This is a genomic window from Streptomyces sp. NPDC058619 (assembly GCF_042717785.1).
Taxonomy (GTDB): Bacteria; Actinomycetota; Actinomycetes; order Streptomycetales; family Streptomycetaceae; genus Streptomyces.
Map to the genome: position 1 here is coordinate 1 of NZ_JBHXQN010000024.1, position 19,703 is coordinate 19,703.

20 protein-coding genes and 1 pseudogene are annotated in these 19,703 nt (G+C 74.2%); 10 read left to right on the plus strand and 11 right to left on the minus strand.

The window, feature by feature from the left end; genetic code table 11:
• Nucleotides 1-232 precede the first annotated feature (232 nt).
• Nucleotides 233-443, plus strand: a pseudogene (locus ACFWTC_RS22915) (IS630 family transposase); the annotation flags it as partial.
• Nucleotides 444-1,022: 579 nt separating this feature from the next.
• On the opposite strand, the gene ACFWTC_RS22920 reads toward ACFWTC_RS22915, so the two are convergent.
• Nucleotides 1,023-1,241 (minus strand): hypothetical protein, encoded by a 219-nt coding sequence (locus ACFWTC_RS22920; RefSeq protein WP_383923596.1) that lies wholly within the window; start codon nt 1,239-1,241, stop codon nt 1,023-1,025.
• Between the two features lie 278 nt (nt 1,242-1,519).
• Nucleotides 1,520-1,846 (minus strand): GYD domain-containing protein, encoded by a 327-nt coding sequence (locus ACFWTC_RS22925; protein ID WP_383923599.1) that lies wholly within the window; start codon nt 1,844-1,846, stop codon nt 1,520-1,522.
• 919 nt (nt 1,847-2,765) lie between these two features.
• Here ACFWTC_RS22925 and ACFWTC_RS22930 point away from each other — a divergent pair.
• Nucleotides 2,766-3,074 (plus strand): hypothetical protein, encoded by a 309-nt coding sequence (locus ACFWTC_RS22930; RefSeq protein WP_384074402.1) that lies wholly within the window; start codon nt 2,766-2,768, stop codon nt 3,072-3,074.
• Nucleotides 3,075-4,071: 997 nt separating this feature from the next.
• On the opposite strand, the gene ACFWTC_RS22935 is transcribed toward ACFWTC_RS22930, so the two are convergent.
• From ACFWTC_RS22935 to ACFWTC_RS22945, 3 genes are all read right to left on the minus strand, one after another.
• Complete coding sequence (locus ACFWTC_RS22935) at nt 4,072-4,443, minus strand: hypothetical protein (protein WP_383923603.1); 372 nt, start codon at nt 4,441-4,443, stop codon at nt 4,072-4,074.
• Nucleotides 4,444-4,600: 157 nt separating this feature from the next.
• Complete coding sequence (locus ACFWTC_RS22940) at nt 4,601-5,398, minus strand: hypothetical protein (protein ID WP_384074405.1); 798 nt, start codon at nt 5,396-5,398, stop codon at nt 4,601-4,603.
• The gene (locus ACFWTC_RS22945; RefSeq protein ID WP_383923608.1) at nt 5,398-6,675 is read right to left on the minus strand and encodes a VWA domain-containing protein; all 1,278 of its coding nucleotides are present in this window, start codon (nt 6,673-6,675) and stop codon (nt 5,398-5,400) included. The genes ACFWTC_RS22940 and ACFWTC_RS22945 overlap by 1 nt, the downstream gene beginning before the upstream one ends.
• Before the next feature lie 283 nt (nt 6,676-6,958).
• Between ACFWTC_RS22945 and ACFWTC_RS22950 the strand changes: the two genes are divergently transcribed.
• Both ACFWTC_RS22950 and ACFWTC_RS22955 read left to right on the plus strand, forming a co-directional pair.
• On the plus strand, nt 6,959-7,324 hold the full coding sequence (locus ACFWTC_RS22950) for a DUF6204 family protein (protein ID WP_383923611.1): 366 nt from the start codon (nt 6,959-6,961) through the stop codon (nt 7,322-7,324).
• A 4-nt stretch (nt 7,325-7,328) separates the two neighbouring features.
• Nucleotides 7,329-7,865: a GNAT family N-acetyltransferase gene (locus ACFWTC_RS22955; protein WP_384074407.1), complete on the plus strand. Its 537-nt coding sequence runs from the start codon at nt 7,329-7,331 to the stop codon at nt 7,863-7,865.
• Here the strand turns inward: ACFWTC_RS22955 and ACFWTC_RS22960 are convergent.
• Nucleotides 7,832-9,619: an FAD-dependent monooxygenase gene (locus ACFWTC_RS22960; RefSeq protein WP_384074409.1), complete on the minus strand. Its 1,788-nt coding sequence runs from the start codon at nt 9,617-9,619 to the stop codon at nt 7,832-7,834. The genes ACFWTC_RS22955 and ACFWTC_RS22960 overlap by 34 nt on opposite strands.
• Before the next feature lie 71 nt (nt 9,620-9,690).
• On the minus strand, nt 9,691-10,101 hold the full coding sequence (locus tag ACFWTC_RS22965) for an organic hydroperoxide resistance protein (RefSeq protein WP_383923620.1): 411 nt from the start codon (nt 10,099-10,101) through the stop codon (nt 9,691-9,693).
• A gap of 131 nt (nt 10,102-10,232) precedes the next feature.
• On the opposite strand from ACFWTC_RS22965, the gene ACFWTC_RS22970 reads away from it, so the two are divergent.
• Nucleotides 10,233-10,709, plus strand: coding sequence for a MarR family winged helix-turn-helix transcriptional regulator (locus tag ACFWTC_RS22970; protein ID WP_383923622.1), 477 nt, complete (start codon nt 10,233-10,235; stop codon nt 10,707-10,709).
• A gap of 43 nt (nt 10,710-10,752) precedes the next feature.
• Here the strand turns inward: ACFWTC_RS22970 and ACFWTC_RS22975 are convergent, their stop codons facing one another.
• Nucleotides 10,753-11,061 carry a hypothetical protein gene (locus tag ACFWTC_RS22975; RefSeq protein WP_383923625.1) on the minus strand — a complete coding sequence of 103 codons (309 nt, stop codon included), beginning with the start codon at nt 11,059-11,061 and terminating at the stop codon, nt 10,753-10,755.
• Between the two features lie 188 nt (nt 11,062-11,249).
• Here ACFWTC_RS22975 and ACFWTC_RS22980 point away from each other — a divergent pair, with 188 nt between their 5' ends.
• Nucleotides 11,250-12,284, plus strand: coding sequence for a PHP domain-containing protein (locus ACFWTC_RS22980; protein WP_383923628.1), 1,035 nt, complete (start codon nt 11,250-11,252; stop codon nt 12,282-12,284).
• A gap of 9 nt (nt 12,285-12,293) precedes the next feature.
• On the opposite strand, the gene ACFWTC_RS22985 is transcribed toward ACFWTC_RS22980, so the two are convergent.
• Nucleotides 12,294-13,163, minus strand: coding sequence for a UbiA family prenyltransferase (locus ACFWTC_RS22985; protein ID WP_384074412.1), 870 nt, complete (start codon nt 13,161-13,163; stop codon nt 12,294-12,296).
• A gap of 76 nt (nt 13,164-13,239) precedes the next feature.
• Between ACFWTC_RS22985 and ACFWTC_RS22990 the strand changes: the two genes are divergently transcribed.
• Genes ACFWTC_RS22990 through ACFWTC_RS23000 form a run of 3 tightly spaced genes read left to right on the plus strand, consistent with a single transcriptional unit; the run spans nt 13,240 to nt 15,880 of the window.
• Nucleotides 13,240-14,301 carry a type III polyketide synthase gene (locus ACFWTC_RS22990; protein ID WP_384074414.1) on the plus strand — a complete coding sequence of 354 codons (1,062 nt, stop codon included), beginning with the start codon at nt 13,240-13,242 and terminating at the stop codon, nt 14,299-14,301.
• 5 nt (nt 14,302-14,306) lie between these two features.
• A complete protein-coding gene (locus ACFWTC_RS22995; RefSeq protein WP_383923637.1) occupies nt 14,307-14,858 on the plus strand; it encodes an isoprenylcysteine carboxyl methyltransferase family protein in 552 nt (183 codons plus the stop codon).
• Nucleotides 14,855-15,880: an NAD(P)/FAD-dependent oxidoreductase gene (locus tag ACFWTC_RS23000; RefSeq protein ID WP_384074417.1), complete on the plus strand. Its 1,026-nt coding sequence runs from the start codon at nt 14,855-14,857 to the stop codon at nt 15,878-15,880. The genes ACFWTC_RS22995 and ACFWTC_RS23000 overlap by 4 nt, the downstream gene beginning before the upstream one ends.
• 61 nt (nt 15,881-15,941) lie before the next feature.
• On the opposite strand, the gene ACFWTC_RS23005 is transcribed toward ACFWTC_RS23000, so the two are convergent.
• Nucleotides 15,942-16,931, minus strand: coding sequence for a hypothetical protein (locus ACFWTC_RS23005; RefSeq protein WP_384074418.1), 990 nt, complete (start codon nt 16,929-16,931; stop codon nt 15,942-15,944).
• A gap of 183 nt (nt 16,932-17,114) precedes the next feature.
• On the opposite strand from ACFWTC_RS23005, the gene ACFWTC_RS23010 reads away from it, so the two are divergent.
• On the plus strand, nt 17,115-18,764 hold the full coding sequence (locus ACFWTC_RS23010) for a carboxylesterase/lipase family protein (protein WP_384074421.1): 1,650 nt from the start codon (nt 17,115-17,117) through the stop codon (nt 18,762-18,764).
• Between the two features lie 82 nt (nt 18,765-18,846).
• Here the strand turns inward: ACFWTC_RS23010 and ACFWTC_RS23015 are convergent, their stop codons facing one another.
• Entirely contained in the window at nt 18,847-19,656 is an 810-nt protein-coding gene (locus ACFWTC_RS23015; RefSeq protein WP_384074424.1) for a carotenoid oxygenase family protein, read from the minus strand.
• Between the last annotated feature and the right edge of the window lie 47 nt (nt 19,657-19,703).

Genomic DNA, 19,703 nt, shown 5'->3' on the forward strand with positions numbered 1-19,703 from the left:
CACAAGGCTGACCAGCGAGCAGCCACCACAGTGCCGTAACCAGCAGATCACGCCATCCTCTGAACCAGCCGCAGGGCCCACGCCCTGAGCGGTCCAGCCTCCCCCCACCTTCAGGGGAGGCCGGACCGCCGCAGCTCGACAGCAGTAAGGCCAAGTCGTTCTGCACGCCCCCCACCAGGAGCTGGGATGGCTGCCACAGCGTTGGCAATCGACGCCGGGCAGGTCAACCGCACTCGTCACCGAGACGCTGCAATCGACGCCGAATGACGCGACGCACTGGTCCACGCGGTCGATGGCCAGGGAAACGAGCCTGTCCCACGACCGTGTCGCGGATCTGGCGGGCGTTCGGTCTGCAGCCGCACCGGTCCGAGACGTTCAAGCTTTCCACGGACCCGCACTTCGTCGACAAGGTCCACGATGTCGTGGGCCTGAGGACGTCGCCCGCGGCGGCGGTCACGGTGGACAGGACGGCGCCGATGTCCCACAGGGCCGCTTCTGTGGTCGGATGCGAGCGGTCGACCGGGGGCCGGGCCTGTGGGTTTCGGTGCACAGGCGGGCGCGCCCGCCTTCGCCCGGAGGTGCTGACCTTTCCCACGTCGAGCGGAGGACATCTCGCGCTGCGGGGTGTGGGCAACGCTGTGGTGAAACGGGGCGTGCGCTGTGGGGTTCGGCAAACGAGTGCACCGTGACCCCCGGCAGCACACCACCGGGGGTCACGCCGCTGACCGTTCGCCCCGCTCGGCCCCATGCAGCGCGAAGACGGATGGGAGGGCAGCCGGATGGGAGGACAACGCCTCCGCCGGCCCTACCTGATGCCGGGGCGCGCAGATCTACCGCACGAATCCGCTCGGGGGCGGGCAGTGAACGCCCGACACGCTGCGGGACATTCGGATCTCTCGACACGGACAGGATCTGCGCGCCTCGTCAACGAGGCCGGGTCAATTCACTGCCGAGGAACAGACCGTCGGCACGAGCGTCTCGGGTCACGGTACTAACCACGCACGACCCTGGGTCGTGCGTGCTCAGTAGCCGCTGCTGCCGTAGACCCGCTGGCCGTCGTACGTGCCGCCCTGGCAGTACCAGTAGCCGCTGCTGTGCTTTGCCGGGTTTCCGCCGGCGTACTTGCAGTCCGCCCAGGATACCTGGGGTGCGGCCGCCTCGGCCGCGAAGGACGTAGTGACGCTCATTCCTGCGAAGGCCAGGGTTGCGAGGGTCAGGCCGAGCAGTCGTCGAACGCGCATGGCTTACTCCTCTCGAGGTTAGCCCGTTTGGGTCTTCTCAGAGTGACTGCTCGACGTGTCCGCGGCACGCGCGATTACTCCAATCGGGTGACGCTGGGGAGGGGCCTGGACCTGATGAAAGCCCCGACATTCGAACGCGACCCCTCTTCATGATCGTTGGCTACGACAACCTTGATCATCAGGGGTCGCGTTCGCTTTCCAGCCGGCAGATCCCGCGAATGGCCCACACCTGGGCGAACCGCTCATCTCGTCACCCGAGAACGCATCGGCCGGGACCGCTACGCGCCCGGCGCCCGGTACTGGACTCGTTCGGCTTTGCGCAAGGCATCCATGGTTTCATCGACGGTCAGGAGAACTGTCGTCTCGAACGAGCTAAGCGCGCCGCCTCCACCAATCGCCAGCGCAACCGCGGCCATGGACACGTTGTCGGGGGCCTCCCACAGGCTGTAGCCGTCGTGCCGGCCGAAGGCGTACCAGAAGCCATGGAGCTTCCCGCCGACGGACTCGATGTACGCCTGAGCGGCCTTCGTCCGGTCCTCGGGGTGGACGATCAGCCTCGCCCAAGTCTCCGGTGTGTAGCTGAACCTCGATAGGTAGAGCGGCATCAAGTCTCCCTTTCGTTCCGCCAAGGGATGCCCCGGCGGGACAGGAAGCGCGCAGGATGCGGCCCACGTATCCCCCGAACGGCTGAGGACGATGACCGGCACGGCCACAGCCAACGGGTGAGCGACCTACCCGGAGCTCTGGCCCTGCTTCGTACGCGGTGGCCGATACGTCCGCGTACGGTTCGGTCCGCGTGACCACTACCGGTCACGCCATGCCCACGCATGCGAGCTACTCCATCTCACAACCTGAGAACGCATCAGCCGGGGGTTGGGGCCCGCTTCACGGGCCCGGCCAGCCCTTCGGGCCGGAGTCCTGCGCTTCGTTTCGAACTGGTTCCCGGTTTCGCTGCGCTCCACCCGGAGCAGCCCCCGCTTTGCAGGCCATGAACTCCCTCGCTTCGCTCGGCACACGATTCCGCATGCCGGTCTTCGAGGATGGCAATCCGGCAGGCGGCCTCGACGGGGACGCCCCGGTCGACGACTCACGGGCGCGGGCGGCGATCGCAGGTGGCGGCGGGAGTGACGCCGCTCCCCGCCCCTCCCCCATGGCGTTGACAAAGCTCTGGGACCTGCCACCTCGGAAGCCTGCCTGCCGGCAAGGTGGTGAGCACGACGGCCTGGGCGCCGCCATTGCACAGCGCCCCAGGTGCCGGACGCGGGCAGCGGCGCCATATCTGGCGAGGGTGCCGACTCGCCGGGCGCGTCGACCGCTGCCGAGGCGCACTCGGGCGATTGCACGGCCCAGGCTCCCGTTAGCCCGGCAAGGTCCCGACGCTCCGAGCTCCATCGGATCAAATTGCCCCTTATGCGGTACTTACTTGCCGATTTCGGGTAGTCACTGCACGGGACGGCGTCGATCTTGGCGTGATCCCAACCCGTGGAGCACTCCGTGCTCCACTCAACGGATTGGACACCTCTCATGACCACTGCGAACCCGGGCGGCACCCCCTCAGGTCGCCGGACTGCCGGTGCCGACGTTTCCGGACACGGGACACGCCGCCTGTCGACCGAGACGAAGTCGGCCCTGAAGACGACGGAGTTCTTCGTCTACATCGCTGCCGTCATCGCGGTCCTGATCGCCTCCATGGTGGTGGGCACCGAGGATAACCACCGCGACTACTTCCGCGCCGACCAGGCGTGGCTGTACATCGTGATCCTCACCGTCGGCTACATGATCAGCCGAGGACTGGCCAAGTCCGGCAGCCGGGACAACTACGACGGCTCCTGACACCGGCCGACGGGCGCGCGTGCCTGCGGTCCGGGTCGCTGCCACCGCTGCCGAAGTGGAAACCTCCGGCCGCCGCCCGTGCGAGGAGCCGGCCCAGACTGTGTCGGCTCCGTGGGCGGGGGCGGAACCACCGGGCGGTCCTGACCCCCACCACCGTCCTCGGCAGCCTCCGCAGCATCAGATGGGACCGGGTCCGGTCCAGGTCCGCGACCGGGTCCACGCGCCGCCGGTCCAGCACCTCGCCCTGCCGGGCCAGCGCTTCGCCCTGCTCCCGCGGCTGCCCGGTGCGGGTTTGCCGACGGCGGCGGATTCTGGCCGCGGCCAGGATTGCAGCGGCAGCCAGGCCGGCGGTGATGGCGAGTGCGGGGCCGCCGAGGGCGATGGCGTGCTGGACGGATGTGGCTGCTGCGTATCCGGTGCCTGCTTCAGCGCCGGCCCACAGGGGCGCGGCCAGCAGGCTGTAGGGGGCGATACGGCGGTAGGGCATCAGGGTGGCGCCTGCCCAGGTGCGGGGTCAGGGTGCGTACGACCGGCACGAATCGGGTGAAGAAGACGGCCTGGCCACCGCGTCGTGCCATGAGGGCATCGGCGCGTTGCCAGGCGGCGGGGATGCGGCGGCCGGTGCGCAGGCGGCTGCCCAGCGCATACCCGTTGCGGTGGCCGAGGGCGTCACCGGCCACGACAGCGCAGGCTGCGGCGGCGATGACCCAGATGAGGTTCAGCTCGCCGGTGCGTGCCAGCGCGCCGGCGTAGTTCCTCGGGGCGGTGCCCGTGGCGCCTGAACGGCATCTGGTAGAGGTGCGGCTGGTTCCGGCCGACGCCGACCAGGATGCGGAGCGCGCCGGGGAGCTTGTCGGAGGGCGTCGGGGCCAAGTCAGCCCGCAGGGCGTACACCCGGTCGGCGATCCGGTCCCAGCTCTCGGTCGCGATGGCGGTCAGCAGGCTTTCCCGGAATGTGACGCCGCCCGGGACGGCGGTCGTCGCGGGTGGCGGCGGCCTACTCCTGCTCCTCCAGCCGGATGGCCTTCTTCAGGTCGTGGTGGGCCTGGCCCCACTTGCCCTCCTGCTGCTCCAGCAGGGCGGCCGCGATGGCGTCGAGCTTGCGCTGGATGGCGTGCTCCGCGCGTCTTTCGGAGTTCTTCAGCAGGGCCAGCAGCAGCAGGGAGACCGCGCCCATGGCATCACCGGTCAGGTGCTGCCAGCTCACCGGCAGGTGCAGGACGTGGACGACGATGAAGGCCGCCACGAGCAGCACGCAGAGTACGGAGAAGCCCGCGGAGCTGGTGAAGTTCGAGGCGAGTTCGGCGAATTTCTCGAATCGGCCGATCTTGCCGTTGGGGTTCTTCTCCGATGGATGTTCGATGCTCATGGTGCGCGCCTGCCCCGGGGAGACCCCCGGCACACCCCCGGCGACCCCGCCGCCACCTGCACGGCTGGGGCAGACGGCCTCGTACGGGGCCGTGGAGACGGCCCGGCTCCGGGCGGTCGCGGTCCCGGGGAGCCCCCGGCCGCGACCGCCCGGGCGGTCAGGCGCCCGGCGGGACCCGGTGCGGGCGGCCGGAGCCGCGCGTCAGGGAGTAGCCGAAGAGTCCGGCGGCCGCTCCGAGCACGCCGCCCGCGCCGGTCCAGATCCAGCGGTCGGACCACCAGCCGCCGGCCCAGCCGTCCTCCGGCTCGCGGAGCGCGGAGGTCACGGTGGCGGGCACCAGGGGGGCGGCGAGGGCGCCGTCCACCGCGTGGGCGCCGCCGGCCTCCTTCACCTCGGCTTCGACGGCCGCGCGCACCGGCAGGCCGAGGTCCTCCTCGGGGGCGCCGATGACCGTCAGCCGTACGTAGTAGCTGCCGGGCAGCGGGTCGTTGGCCCACGGCTCGGCCCCGGCGCGGACCGTGCGCAGGGTGCAGGACAGGTCCGCCGCGGCGGCGGTCGCTGCCGCGGCGACGGTCTGCGTGCCGTACGTACAGTCCTGGCGGCGGCGCAGGCCGTCGTACACGTCGAGCCGCCAGGTGGAGGCGCCGTGCCGGGCCGAGGCCTCGGGGAGCGTCACCTTCGCCTTGACGGTGACGCGCTGCCGGGCGTCGATCGGGAACACCCAGTAGAGGTAGTCGCCGGTGGAGGCGGCCGCCGTGGCCTGCTGGCCCGGGCGGAACGCCGCCGCGGTGCGGAAGCTCGTACCGGCCTCGGTCGGGGCGGGTCCGCCCTCGCCGGAGGCGCTCGGGCTCGGGCTCGGGTTCGCCGACGGGGTGTCCGCGGAGGCCGTTCCCGCCACCGCGAGGGCGGCGGTCGCGGCCAGCAGGGCGGTGGTCAGGGTGCGTACGGTACGCATCAGTTGGTCCTCCAGACGGAGACGCGCCAGCGCGAGATCCATCCCCACACCAGACCGGCCAGCAGGCCGAACACGACCAGTACGGCCAGCAGCCACCAGCCGCGTCCGAGGCCGAAGGACGCGGCGTCGGAGGCGTCGTCGGGTCCGTCCACCACCTCGATGGTCAGTTCCACGGGCATGCCCGGGGAGGTCTTGACGGACGCGGGGGCGGAGAAGGAGTTGCTGACCTGGACGCAGACGGTCTCCGCGGCCGGCTTCGCGTCGTCGTCCGCGCCGTCGGCCTCGGCCTTGGGGTAGCGCAGGCCGGTGGACAGGACGTCGGTGCGTCCGTCGCCCGCCTCGGAGCCGCGGACGATCTCGCGCCCGTGGACGGTGGTGGCGCGCAGGAGGACGCCGTAGTCCCGGTTGACGGCGCGGTCGGCGGCGATGCTGACGGAGGCGCGCAGTTCCTGGCCGGGCAGGACGTCCACGCGGTACCAGCGGTGCTCGCCGAAGGACTCGCGGTCGCTGTACAGGCCGGGCTTCAGCTGCGGGGCGCCCTCGCACTGCTTCGCGCCCTCGGTGGCGACCGGGTTGACGACCGGGTCGGCGGCGCGGTCGACGAGCTGTTTGACGCGGCCGGAGAGTTCCGCGGTGTGCTGCACCGAGGTGTAGGTGCCCCCGGTGGCCTCGGCGATGCAGGTCAGCTGGGCGCGGGTCTTGGCGTCCGGGACCAGCCCGAGGGTGTCGATGACCAGGTGGATGCCCTTGGCGGCGATGTCACGGGCGACCTCGCACGGGTCGAGCGGCGCGCAGGTGTCCTCGCCGTCGGTGATGAGGACGATCCGCTTGGTGGCGTCTCCGCCGTCGAGGTCCTGCGCGGCGGCGAGGAGGGCCGGGCCGATCGGGGTCCAGCCGGTGGGGGCCAGGGTCGCCACCGCGGTCTTGGCCTCGGTGCGGTTCAGCGGTCCGACCGGGTAGAGCTGCTTGGTGTCCTTGCAGCCCAGCGCCTTGTCGTCGCCGGGGTAGGTGGCACCCAGGGTCCGTATGCCGAGGCGGACCTCGTCGGGCACCGCGTCGATGACCTCGTTGAAGGCCTGCTTCGCCGCGGCCATCCGGGACTGGCCGTCGATGTCGGCGGCGCGCATGGAGCCGCTGACGTCCAGGACGAGATCGACCTTGGGGGGTTCCTTGGCCGCGGGTCCGTCGGCGGCTGTGGCGCTCGCCGGGAAGAGCCCGACGACCAGGGCGGCGAGCAGGCCGCACGCCCCGGCCGCAAGCCGTTTCGATGTGATCATCGCCGGATCGTATTGAGGATCGTCCGGCAATCCAAAACGGGCCCCCGGCCCGGCCTTTCGGGCCGCACCGGGCACCCGTGCGGTGCGGCGGCGGATGCGGCGGGATGCGGGTCGGGACCCGGAGCGGCGGCCTCCGCCGCGGCGGCGGACGACCCCGGACGGCCCTCGCGCGGGCCTGGCGCGGGCGCAGGCGGACGCAGGCCGGGCGCGGGTCGGGTCGCATGTGGTCGGGGTGGGGGGAAATGGCGGTGCGGGGGCGGGGTTTGCGTCCTAGGGTGCTCCGATGAGCTCCCGTACCTTTCGCATCACCGTTCGCGGCTCCTTCGACGGTCTGACCGACGACCAGCGGGCCGAGCTGCTCGCCGCCGCTTCCGACCACGACATGCTGTACGCGGCCTTCACCCCCGAGGGCCACCTCGCGTACGACATCGCGGCCCGCGACTCCTTCACGTTCCGCTTCCTGGACTCCGGCGAGGCCGAGGAGGACATCCTCGACGCGACGGCCCGCGCCGAACTCTCGGCGGAGAGCTGGCTGGGCGAGCGTGGGTACGGCTTCAAGCGGCTCACCTCCCGGGGCCAAGACCTGTCGCTCGCCCCGCTGAGCAAGCGTCAACGTCAGGCGGCAGCCCGCGCCGACGGCGGGGCCTGAGGGGATGGCGGCCGCCGAGTGGGTGCGGCTGGAACTCGACGCGGACGCATTCGCCCCGGGCCGCTTCGCGGCGTACGGGGAGCGGGCCCGGGCGGGCGGTGTCTCCTTCACCACGCTGGACGAGCTGGGCGACGGTCCGGACGAGCGCCGGCGGCTGTTCGAGCTGAACCGTGAGTGCTCCGCGGACATTCCGGGGCGCGGCCCCTTCTACGCCTACGAGGAGTACGCGCGGCTGCGCTTCGACGCGCCCTCGTACGATCCCCGGGGAGTCGTGCTCGCGCGCGACGGCGACGTGTGGATCGGCATGTCCGCGACCTCGGACCACCGGTCGTCGGGGTGCGTCTTCAACGAGATGACGGGCGTGCGCGCCGCCTACCGGGGCCGGGGCGTGTCGATCGCCATGAAGGTGCTGGGCGTCGGCTTCGCCGGGCTGTGCGGAGTCGGCCGCGTCCGTACGGTCCACCACCCGGCGAACGTGCGGGCCATCGCGATGAACCGGACGCTGGGCTACGTCGACGCGGAGTGGGACGACGGTCCCTGACCGTCCGGGGCGAAGACGGCTTCGAGGTGGGCGGCCAGCCGGTGCGGGTCCGGCGGGCAGAGCCGGGCACCGAGGTAGCCGTCGGGGCGGACCACGAAGGCGGTGGGGCGCTCCACCCCGTAGAGGCGGGCGAACTCGCCCTCCGTGTCGTGGTGGACGGGCAGGGCCGTGCCGTCGGCCGGGGTTCCGGGGGCCAGGACCGTACAGACCTCGATCCGGTCCCCGGTGCAGGCGCGTGCCGTCGTGACGAGTGCGTCGAAGTCCGCGGCGCCGTCCGGTTCTCCGGTGCCGAACAGCAGCAGCACGTGGCCGCGCTCGCGCAGGAGGTCGTACAGGCGCAGCGGGTGGGCGGCGATGGGCCCGCTGAGACCCCCGCAGTCCGGGGCGCGGTCCCCGGGGCGCGGGCCGGACCCGTCCGATCCGTCGCCGGCCTCTCTGATCTTTTTGGCGTCACCCTCGGATCCGGTGGCACCCTCGGATCCGGTGTTACCACCGGCTCCGGCGGCCCCGTCGCCCGGCGGGTCGACGATCGGGCCGCCCCGGTAGGTGACGAGCAGTTGGGCTTCGCGCAGCAGCAGGGTGGCCGGGTCCTCCGGGTCGGCCTGCACCCCTTCCGCCGCGTGCCGGACGGTGCGGCCGACGACCTCCTCGCCTACAGGCCGCCGCTCGGCGTCGTAGCTGGCGAGCAGGCCGGGGCCTGCGGCTCCTGCGACGGCGAGGGCGAGTTTCCAGGCGAGGTTGAAGGCGTCCTGGATGCCCGTGTTCATGCCCTGGGCGCCCGTCGGGGGGTGGATGTGGGCGGCGTCCCCGGCGACGAACACGCGCCCGTCGCCGTACCGGTTCACGATCCGGTGGCTGATCCGGAACACCGAGGCCCAGCGCATGTTCCCCGCGGTCGTCGGCTGCGGGGAGAGCCGGTCCAGGACCGCCTGGATGTCGGGCAGCGCGGGGGCCCGGCCGCTCTCCAGGCCGTGCGCCACCCCGTCCCCGGCGGTCCTGGACGCCTGGTCGCCCCCGGGCGCCCGTCCGGCGTCCGTGAGCTCGGGCGGGACCAGCATCGACATGCGGTAGCGGCCCGGTCCGGGCAGTGGAATGCCCACGAGGACGTCGTCGACCGCGCCGTCGGCGCCGCGGTGCATGGCGCGCACGCCGTAGCCGGCGGGCAGGTCCCAGTCGACCTCGACGTCGGCGAGCATGTACCCGTCGGCGAAGGCACCGCCCTCGAAGGTGAGCCCGAGGCCCTTGCGCACGATGCTGTGCGCGCCGTCGCAGCCGATCAGGTACCGGGAGCGGACCTCTTCCTCCGTGCCGTCCGCGGCGCGCAGGACGCTGGTGACCCCGTCGGCGTCCCGGCTGAACGAGACGAGCTCCACGGACCGTTCGATCCCGGTGCCGAAGCGGCCCAGGAACGCCTCGAGGATGCGCTCGGTCTCGTACTGCGGCAGCGCGGCGAAGCCGTACGGCACTTCGGGGGGCATGACGAGCTCGACGCGGGCCTGCTCGACGCCGTTGGCGTACACCAGCTGGCCGCGCATCGGGACGGACGCGTCGAGGGCGTCGCGCACGAGGCCCATGCGGTCCCAGACCTCCAGGGTCCGGGGCTGGATGCCCACCGCCTTCGCGAACGGGAGCCTGGCCGGCAGCCGGTCGACGATCCGGCAGCCGACGCCGTGCCGGCGCAGTTCCCCGGCGGCGGTGAGGCCGACGGGTCCGGCGCCGGCGACCAGCACGTCCGTGGTGTAGGTGCGCGCCATGGGCGCCTCCCTGGGAGCGGCCCCGTACGGGTCGGTGCCCTCCCATGGTCGCCCGGCGGCGCGCGGAGGGGCTACTCGATCACGAGCTCGACGTCGATGTTGCCGCGGGTGGCGCGAGAGTACGGGCAGACCTCGTGCGCCTGCTTGACCAGCAGGGCTCCGGTCTCGCCGGCCAGGGACTCGGGGAGCTCGACGCGCAGGACCACGGCCAGGCCGAACGCGGGGCCGTCCTTGCCGATGGAGACCTCGGCGGTCACCGAGACCTCGCTGGTGTCGGCCTTGGCCTGACGGCCGACGAGGCCGAGGGCGCTGGCGAAGCACGCGGCGTAGCCGGCGGCGAAGAGCTGCTCGGGGTTGGTTCCGCGGCCGTCTCCACCGAGCGCCGGGGGCATGGCCAGCGCGAGGTCGATCTGACCGTCGGAGCTGACGGTGCGGCCTTCGCGGCCGTTGGCGGTGGCGACAGCGGTGTACAGGGCGTCCATCGGAGTTCCTCTCGCAGGGGGTGAACCGTGGTGCGGGGGCCGGGTGGCCGGCCGCGCTCCACCAGTAGAGCACGCGATTCAGTTGTGCACAACTCAATGCCGCGCACATTGCCCCGGGTACACTGGCGGACATGACCGAGACGCCGACCGAACCCCTCGCCGCCCAGGACTTCCTGCGCCTGGACGGGCAGATCTGCTTCGCCTTGAACGCGGCGACCCGGGCCTTCGGCGGCCTCTACCGCGTCGTCCTCAAGGACCTGGGCCTGACCTACCCCCAGTACCTGGTGATGCTGGTGCTCTGGGAGCACGGCGAGCTGCCGGTCAAACAGATCGGGCAGCACCTGCGCCTCGACTCCGGGACGCTGTCGCCCCTGCTCAAGCGGCTGGAGGCGGCCGGGCTGGTGGTGCGCGAGCGCAGCACCGAGGACGAGCGGTCCGTCCGCGCGCGCCTCACCCCGGAGGGCGCCGCCCTGCGCGACCGCGCGGTGGAGGTACCCCGGCGCATCGCGACCGCGACCGGCTTCGACCTAGCAGAGATCCATGACCTCCACGCCCGCCTCGGGCGCCTCACCGCGGCCCTGGACGCCGCCGTCCCGCCGGACGCCTGAGCGGCTCCACGCCGCCCGAGAGGCCCTCGGCGCGCACTCCGGGTCACTCCTCGCCGGCCGCGATCCCCCGGTTCTCCCGGGCCGTCATCTGCCCCTGCACGAAGGCGTCGGTGTGCGGCGCGTAGGGGCCGCCGTGGTCGAAGAGCAGCTCGGTGATCCGCCGCCACTCCGCCGCCGTCGCGGCGGTGTCCTCGTCGGCCCGCTCCAGGTCGCCCGCCGCCTCCTCGGCGGCCTCCAGGGCGGCCGCCGTCTCGTGGTGCGTCATCCCGATGGCCGTGCGCCGCACCCGGTCACGGGCGGCGCGTTCCGCCCCGGAGGGCTCGTGGGGCTGTGTCGCCTCGTCCTCGGTCATGCCTCGTCCTCGCCCTCGGTCATGCTGCGTACTCGCTCATGGGTTCCGCCGCCCCTCCCGTCCCCGCGCCCGTCCTGGTCGCGGGCGCCCGGGCCACCTCCCGTATACCCCGGACCTGGGCGTTCATCGCGCGACGCGCCCGCGCGGGACGCCCGCCCGCTTGTCACACTGGGGCGAGGAGGTGAGCGATGGACCCGGTGGCGGCGCTCGACCGGATCGCGTTCCTGCTGGAGCGCGCGCAGGCCCCCACCTACCGGGTGCGCGCCTTCCGGACGGCGGCGGCCGCCCTCGTCCGCATGGGCGGGCCCGAGACCGCCGCGCGGGCATCGGCGGGCTCCCTGGAGGCCGTCAAGGGCATCGGTCCCAAGACCGCCCAGGTCGTACGGGAGGCGCTCGCCGGATCGGTACCGGGCTACTTGCAGGCACTGGAGGACGAGGCCGCCGCCCTCCCCGAGGGTCCCCCGCCCACACCGGAGGCCCTCGCCCTGCGGGCGGCTCTGCGCGGGGACTGCCACGTGCACTCGGACTGGTCCGACGGCGGCAGTCCGATCGACGTGATGGGGCGGGCGGCCGCCTCGCTGGGCCACGCGTACGCCGTGCTCACCGACCACTCGCCGCGGCTCACCGTCGCCCGCGGGCTCTCCCCGGAGCGGCTGCGGGAGCAACTGGACGTGGTGGCCGGGCTCAACGCGTCCTGGGCGCCGTTCAGGCTCCTGACGGGCATCGAGTGCGACATCCTCGACGACGGGTCGCTGGACCAGGAGCCGGAGCTGCTGGAGCGGCTGGACGTGGTCGTCGGGTCCGTGCACTCGAAGCTGCGCATGGACGCGCCCACGATGACCCGGCGTCTGCTGGCAGCCGTGCGCAACCCCCTCATGGACGTACTGGGCCACTGCACCGGGCGGCTCGTCACCGGGCGGACCCGGCCCGAGTCGCAGTTCGACGCGGAGCGGGTCTTCGCGGCGTGCGCCGAGGCCGGTACGGCCGTGGAGATCAACAGCCGGCCCGAGCGGCTGGATCCACCGCGGCGGCTGCTGCGGCTCGCGGTGGAGGCCGGGGCCTTCTTCGCGATCGACACCGACGCGCACGCCCCGGGCCAGTTGGACTGGCAGCTCCTCGGCTGCGAGCGGGCCGTCGCGTGCGGGATCCCCGCCGACCGCGTCGTCAACACCTGGGACGCGGAGGACCTGTTGGCCTGGACCCGCACCCGGCGCGCCCCCTGACGAGACCCCCTACCCCCGCATCCGCACGACCAGCAGCACCGCGTCCGCCCCGGCCAGGGCCAGTACCGCCAGGAAGGGGAGCCGGCCGGCGGGACGGCGCGAGACGAGCAGGGCCGTCGCCGCCGCCCCGCCCAGCAGACCCCAGCCGTACGCGGGCACCCGCCCCGGCGGCCCTGCCACCAGCACCGCCGTGGAGGCGAGGACGAGGAACCCCGCGACCGTGGCCGCCCACCGCGCCCCCAGGCGGTGCGGCAGGCCGGTGATCCCGGTGGCCAGGTCGTCGTCGATGTCGGGCAGCACGTTCGCGAAGTGCGCGCCGGCGCCGAGCAGGGCCGCACCGGCCGTGAGCCACGCCGGCGGCCACGGCGCCCCGGGCAGGCCCAGCGTGACGAAGGCCGGCAACAGGCCGAAGGCCACCGCGTACGGGAGCCAGGAGACGGCGGTGGCCTTCAGCCGGAGGTTGTACGCCCAGGCGGCGGCCACCGCGAGAAGGTGGACGGCGCCCGCCGCCCGGCCGGCGGCCAGCGACAGCGGGACGCAGCACAGCAGGGCCAGACCCGCGGCGCCGGCCACGGCCGCCGGGGACACCGTCCCGGCGGCCACGGGTTTGTCCCGGCGGCCCGCGGCGAGGTCGCGCCGCAGGTCCGCCCGGTCGTTGCACCAGCCCACGGAGAGCTGCCCGGCGGCCACTGCGGCCACGGTCACGGCGGTTCCGGGCAGGCCGCGCCCCACGGCGACCGCCAGCGCGGCGGCGAGCAGGGTGACGGCCGCCGCCGGAACCGGGTGGCAGGCCCCCAGCAGGCCGAGGGCCGCGCGGAGGCGTCCGGCGGCCGGCGGGGCCGCCGCGGCGGGGCGGGGGGATGCGAGGCGCGCGGGCACGACGCCACGGTAGACGGCGCCGCGCCCGGTCCGCCTCATTCATAACGAAATGTCAGTTCTTTTCTATGGTGCATCAATGACACGTGTCCTGGCAGTGAGCAGCGTGTTCCCTCCCCACCGCCACCCGCAGTCCGAGATCACGGCAGCGCTCGCCCGCTTCCTGCCGCCCGGTTCCGACGCCGCCCTCCTGCACCGGGTCCACGCCTCGGCGTGCGTGGAGGCCCGCCACCTCGCGCTCCCGCTGGACCGGTACGGGCCCGCGAACGACTTCGGCGCCACGAACGCCCTCTTCGTGGAAGCGGCTCTCGACCTCGGCGCCCGGGCCCTCGAACTCGCCCTCGCCGAGGCCGGCATGACGGCCGGCGCGATCGACCTGGTCATGTCGACCACGGTCACCGGGCTCGCCACCCCCTCCCTGGAGGCCCGGCTCGCCGGCCGGGCGGGGCTGCGCCCCGACGTGAAGCGGGTGCCGCTCTTCGGGCTCGGCTGCGCCGCGGGGGCCGCCGGGCTCGGCCACGTCCACGACCACCTCACCGGGCACCCGGAGCACGCGGCCCTGCTCCTGTCCACGGAACTGTGCTCGCTCACCCTCCAGTCCACCGACACCTCGACGGCCGCCCTGGTGGCCGGGGCCCTCTTCGGCGACGGCGCCGGGGCCCTGCTCGCCGTGGGCCGGGGCCACCCGCTGCACGCCACCGCCGCCGGACCCACGGTGGTGGCGTCGCGCAGCCGCCTCTACCCGGGCACCGGGCACCTCCTCGGCTGGGACATCGGCCACTGGGGTTTCCGGATGGTCCTGAGCCGCGAACTCCCCGACCTGGTACGGCTGCACGTGGCCGAGGAGGTCGAGGCCTTCCTCGCGGCACACGACCTCAAGCCGGCCGACGTGGACGCCTGGATCTGCCACCCCGGCGGGCCCAAGCTGCTCGACGTACTCGCGGACGCCCTGGCGCTCCCCGAATCGGCCTTCGCGGCGAGCAGGCGCTCGCTGGCCTCCGTCGGCAACCTCTCCTCGGCGTCCGTCCTGCACATCCTGGGCTCCGTCCGGGAAGCCGGCCCGCCGCCGCCCGGATCGGTCGGGCTGATGCTCGCCTTCGGTCCGGGCTTCGCCTCCGAACTCGTCCTCCTGCGGTGGTGACCCCGATGACCTGGTACCTGGTCCTCATCGGCCTCGTCTGCGCCGAGCGGCTCGCCGAACTCGTCACGGCGCGCCGGCACACCGCGTGGAGCCTCGCGCGCGGCGGCGTCGAGCACGGCCGCGGCCACTATCCGGCGATGGTCGCCCTGCACACCGCCCTGCTGGCGGGCTGCGTGCTGGAGCCGCTGCTGGCCGGCCGGCCGTTCGTGCCCGGGCTCGGCTGGCCCGCCCTCGCCCTGACCCTCGCGGCCCAGGGCCTGCGCTGGTGGTGCATCCGCACCCTCGGACCGCGCTGGAACACCCGGGTGCTCGTCGTGCCCGGGCTGCCGCTCGTCACCCGCGGACCGTACCGGTGGCTGCGCCACCCCAACTACGTCGCGGTCGTGGTGGAGGGGTTCGCCCTGCCGCTGGTGCACGGTGCCTGGCTGACCGCGCTCGGCTTCACCGTGCTCAACGCGGTGCTGCTGCGCGTACGGATCCGCTGCGAGGACGACGCCCTCACCGGGGCGGCCCCGTCCCGGGCGCCGGCGCCGGCGGCGACGGGCACCGTGCGGTGATCGACCTGCTGATCGCGGGTGGCGGGCCGGCCGGGCTGGCCACCGCCATCCACGGCGCCCTCGGCGGCCTGGAGGTCGTGGTCGCGGAGCCGCGGCCGACCCCCATCGACAAGGCCTGCGGGGAGGGGCTGATGCCCGGCGCGGTCCGCCGCCTGCGGGAGCTGGGCGTGCCCGTGGAGGGACACCCCTTCCACGGCATCCGCTACGTGGACGGCGTGAACGGCCGCCACGCCGAGGGGCTGTTCCGCTGTGGTCCGGGGCTCGGTACCCGGCGGACCGCGCTCCAGTCCACGCTGGCCGAACGCGCCGCCGCCCTCGGCGTCCGGGTCGTCCCGCGCCGGGTGGACGGGGTGGTCCAGGACGGCGACCGCGTCCACGCGGCCGGGCTCACCGCGCGCTACCTCGTGGCGGCCGACGGGCTGCACTCCCCCGTGCGGCGCGGACTGGGCCTGGCGGCCCCGCCGGTGCCCGGCCGGCCGGCGCGGTACGGGCTGCGCCGCCACTACGACCTCGCGCCGTGGAGCGGGCTCGTCGAGGTGCACTGGGCGGACCGCTGCGAGGCGTACGTGACCCCGCTGGCGCCCGGCCGGATCGGCGTCGCGCTCCTGACCGGGGAGCACGCCCCGTTCGACGTACAGCTCGCCCGTTTCCCGCTGTTGGCCGAGCGCCTGGCGGGGAGCGCCGGCACGCCGGTGCGCGGGGCGGGACCGCTGCGCCAGGGCGCGCGCGTACGGGTGGCCGGGCGCGTGCTGTTCGTCGGGGACGCGGCGGGCTACGTCGACGCGCTGACCGGCGAGGGACTCACGCTGGCCGTGACCGCCGCCGGGGAACTGGTGCGGTGCGTACGGGAGGGGCGGCCGCAGGCGTACGAGCGGGCCTGGCGGGAGCTCTCGCGCAGCTACCGCGCGCTGACCGCCTCCCTGCTCTGGGCCCGCCACCGGCCCCCGCTCGCCCGCCGGATCGTGCCGCTGGCCGCGCGGCTGCCGCGCGTGTTCACGGGGGCGGTCAACCTCCTGGCGTGACACGGCACCCCGCGCACGGGGCGCGGGGTGCCGGTGCCGTACCGGGAGGGGTCGACCGGTTCTAGGCCGAGCGCTCCTGACGGTTCCTCAGGGCCAGTCCGGCGAGGACGGCGCCGGCCGCGGCGCAGAACACCGCGAGGACGCCCGCCCAGGCGAGCGACCCGCCCACGGCACCCGTCAGGGGGTCGTAGTGCGCCGCGCCGCCGAACACGTGCAGGGCGACGACGCCGAGGGCCGTGACCGCCCCCGCCCGCCACACGAGCGGGGTGTCCCGGGCCGCGAGCACCGAGCCGGCGCCGAGGCACAGGACGGTGACGACCAGGGGCAGGAAGCCCGCGGGGGAGGCGGAGGAGAGCGCCGTCAGGTCGGCGGGGAGGTGGAGCGCGCCGCTGACCAGCAGGGCCAGCGCCACGGGCCAGCGCAGTACGTGCCTCAGGGCCGGGGAGGCCTCCGGCCGCGCGGCGGGGGCCTGCCGCGAGCGGGGCGGCGCCTGGGGCGCGGCAGGACGGGTCCGCGGCTCCGCGTAGGGCACGGGGCGGGCGGGCGCTTCCGCGTACGGGGCGTCGTACAGCTCGGTGTACCCGGGCTCGTACCGCTCCGCCGGCGGCTCCGCGCCCTCTCCGGGCCGTTCCGCGGACCCGGCGGGCGCCTGGTCCGGCGCGCCGGATCCGTCGGCTTCGCCGGCGCCGAGGATGGTCACCAGCAGGGCCACGTCCTCGATGGACCGGCCGACGGCGGCGGCGCGCAACGTGATGTCCGCCTCCACCACCTCGTGCGGGTGCTCGCCCAGGAGGGCGACCATCTGCCGTACTTCGTCCACGGGCCGGGTCACGGCGGCCGTGCGGAGCGCCTCGTGTCCGGGGTTGGGCGACTGGCCGGTGTCGTTGAGGAGGCTCACCAGCGCGGTGACCTCTTCGAGCGGGCGACAGGTCGCCGCCGCTTCCAGCAGGGTCCGCACGGGCTCCTGGCCGAAAGCGTCCGGTGCGGTGGTGTCCGGGATCCCCGGGCGGTCTTCATGGTCCGTCGCCGCGAGGGTGATGGGGTCATTCATGGAAAGCTCCGTTCGCCGACGCGCGGGTCTACACATCGCGCGCCGGTCATCGTGCGTCATGGGAAGCGCACGCTTTGTTACATTTACTGTCAGGTCTGTTCACTGCGCCATTCGGGGCGCGCAAACGGGGGACTCCCCGTGGGGGCTCCGGGCTTCAGGGAAAGGGCGTCAGCCGTGCCCGCCATGCGACTCCTCCGCCGCCGCCGGGCCCACGCGCTCGCGGCGGCCCTGTCGCTCCTCGCCGCCGGGACGACGCCGGCGGCGGGCGCCGCGCCCGGTCCGCGACAGCCCGTGGTGGAGACCGACCGGGGGGCGGTGCGCGGCCGGGCGCACGGCGCGTACGACACCTTCGGGGGCATCCCGTACGCCGCTCCCCCGACGGGCCCGCTGCGCTGGCGGCTTCCGGAGCCGGCGCCCTCGTGGCCGGGCGTCCGGGACGCCGGGGCGCCCGGCTCCCGCTGCGTGCAGCTCCCGCCGCTCGGTCCCGGCGGCCCCAGCGGCTCGGAGGACTGCCTGTTCCTCAACGTCACGGCGCCGCCGGTGCGCGGCCGGGGGGCGCCGCGGCCCGTCATGGTCTGGTTCCACGGCGGCGGCTTCCAGAACGGCGCGGGCGATCCGTACCGGCCGGACCGGCTCGCCGTCCGGGGCGACGCGGTGGTCGTCACCGTCAACTACCGGCTGGGGATCTTCGGGCTGTTCGGCCATCCGGAGCTGGGCGGGGCCCCGGACTTCGCCCTCGCCGACCAGCAGGCGGCGCTGCGCTGGGTACGGGCGAACGCGCGGCGCTTCGGCGCCGACCCGCGTAACGTCACCGTCTTCGGCGAGTCGGCGGGCGCGCTGAGCGTCTGCGCGCACCTCGTCTCCCCGGCCTCCGCGGGCCTGTTCCACCGGGCGGTCGTGCAGAGCGGTTCGTGCTCGACGACGATGCCGCCCCGGTCCCTGCTGCCCACGCTCGGCACGTACGAGCCCTTTGCCCCCGAGCGGCGCACGGTCGAGGCCGGGGCCGCTGCGGCGGTCCGGCTCGGCTGCGGCCGGCCGGCGGACGGGGCTCCCGCCGTGGGGGCCGCGGGAGCAGTGGACTGCCTGCGGCGGCTGGACGCCCACTCGCTCGCCACCCCGGAACTGATGCAGCGGTTCTCGCTGGTCTCCTACGGCAACGCCGCGCTGCCGACGGAGCCCGGGCGGGCGCTGCGCGAGGGGCGGTTCCACCGGGTGCCGGTCGTGCAGGGGACCACCCGCGACGAGATGCGGATCTTCCTGGGGCAGACCCTGGCGGCGTTCCCGGTGCCCGACCGGGCCGCCTACCGGGCCCGGCTGGAGCAGTCGTTCGACGCCGGGACGGCCCGCGCGGTCGAGGCGGAGTACCCGGCGGCCGCCTACCCGAACCCGGCGGTGGCGCTGGCCACCCTGCTGTCCGACGCGTCGTTCACCTGCCCGTCGCTGCGGGACAGCGAGGCACTGGCCCGGCACGTGCCGACGTACGGCTACCTCTTCGCCGACGGCGACGCGCCCAATGCCACCGGCCTCGCGGAGGTGCCGGGGCTGCCCTACGCCGCGTCGCACGGCTTCGAACTCCCCTACCTGTTCACGTCCGTGCCGCTGGCGGCGCCGCAGCGGGAGCTCGCGGACCGGATGACCGGCTACTGGACGGCGTTCGCCCGGACCGGGATCCCCGCGGCGGAGGGCGCCCCGGCCTGGCCGCGGTACCGCTCGCCGGCCTCCGTGCTGAACCTGGCGCCGGGGGCCGGCGGGATCCGCACCGCGGACGCGCGGGCCGCACACCACTGCCCGCTGTGGGACGCGCAGTGGCCGGCCGCGGGCGGCTCCCGGTAACGGGCCGCTCCTGGTGGCGTCCGGCTCCCGGCGCCGGGCAATCAGCACTCCCGCGTGCCGCACCCGCCCGCGTCCCGGGCGTTCAGTTCGCCGCGTCCGGTATCCAGGAGCCGTGGATCATCGCGGGCACCCGGCGCGGCAGGTGCACGGTGGCGACCGGTGCGGCCCCGAGGTCGGAGGCGTCCAGGACGAGCAGCCTGGAGGCGTCGGCGTTGAGGTCGCTGACGACGGTCAGCAGGTATCCGGCGTCCTCCGCGCCCGCGCCCGCCGCTCCCGCTTCCGCGTCGCCCGCGGCGGGTACGAAGACGGCCTCGCTCGGCAGCTGTCCGGTGCCGAACGGCCGCAGGGAGCGGGCCCCGGTGGTCCGGTCGTACTTGACGAGGGCATGGTTGCCGATGCCGAGGTCGTCGGGGAACGACAGCGCGTACTGTAAGCGGTGCTCGCGGCCGGTGAAGTCCTCGTTGATGGTGGGGAACTCGACGGTCAGGTCGTCGGTCCACTCCTGCCTGACGGCTCCGGCGGCGAGGTCGACCGTCCAGCGGCAGCCCCGGGAGCCGGAGTTGGGCTCGGCTCCGCGTTCGGGGGCGCCGACCCACCACTTCCAGGAGCGCTGCCAGCCGTCCCGGCCCACCGACGGGCCCTCGATCACGATCCGCCCGTACGGGTCCTCGTAGGCGTTGGCGAGGTGCATGGCGTAACCCTGACCGATCTCGAACCAGCGGATCCGCCGGGCCCCGCCGCCGCCGCGCGGCATGACGCCGATGCGCGAGGGCTGTTCGTCGTTCCAGCCGTACGGGATGCCCGAGTGCTCGCCCGGATCGAAGGTGACCGACCCCTCCAGGAACACGACGTGGTGCTCGGTGATCGCGAAATCGTGCTTGAGCGCGGGCACTCGCCCCGGGGACGTCCTGGCTGTCCAGCACCCGGCCGTCGGCGGAG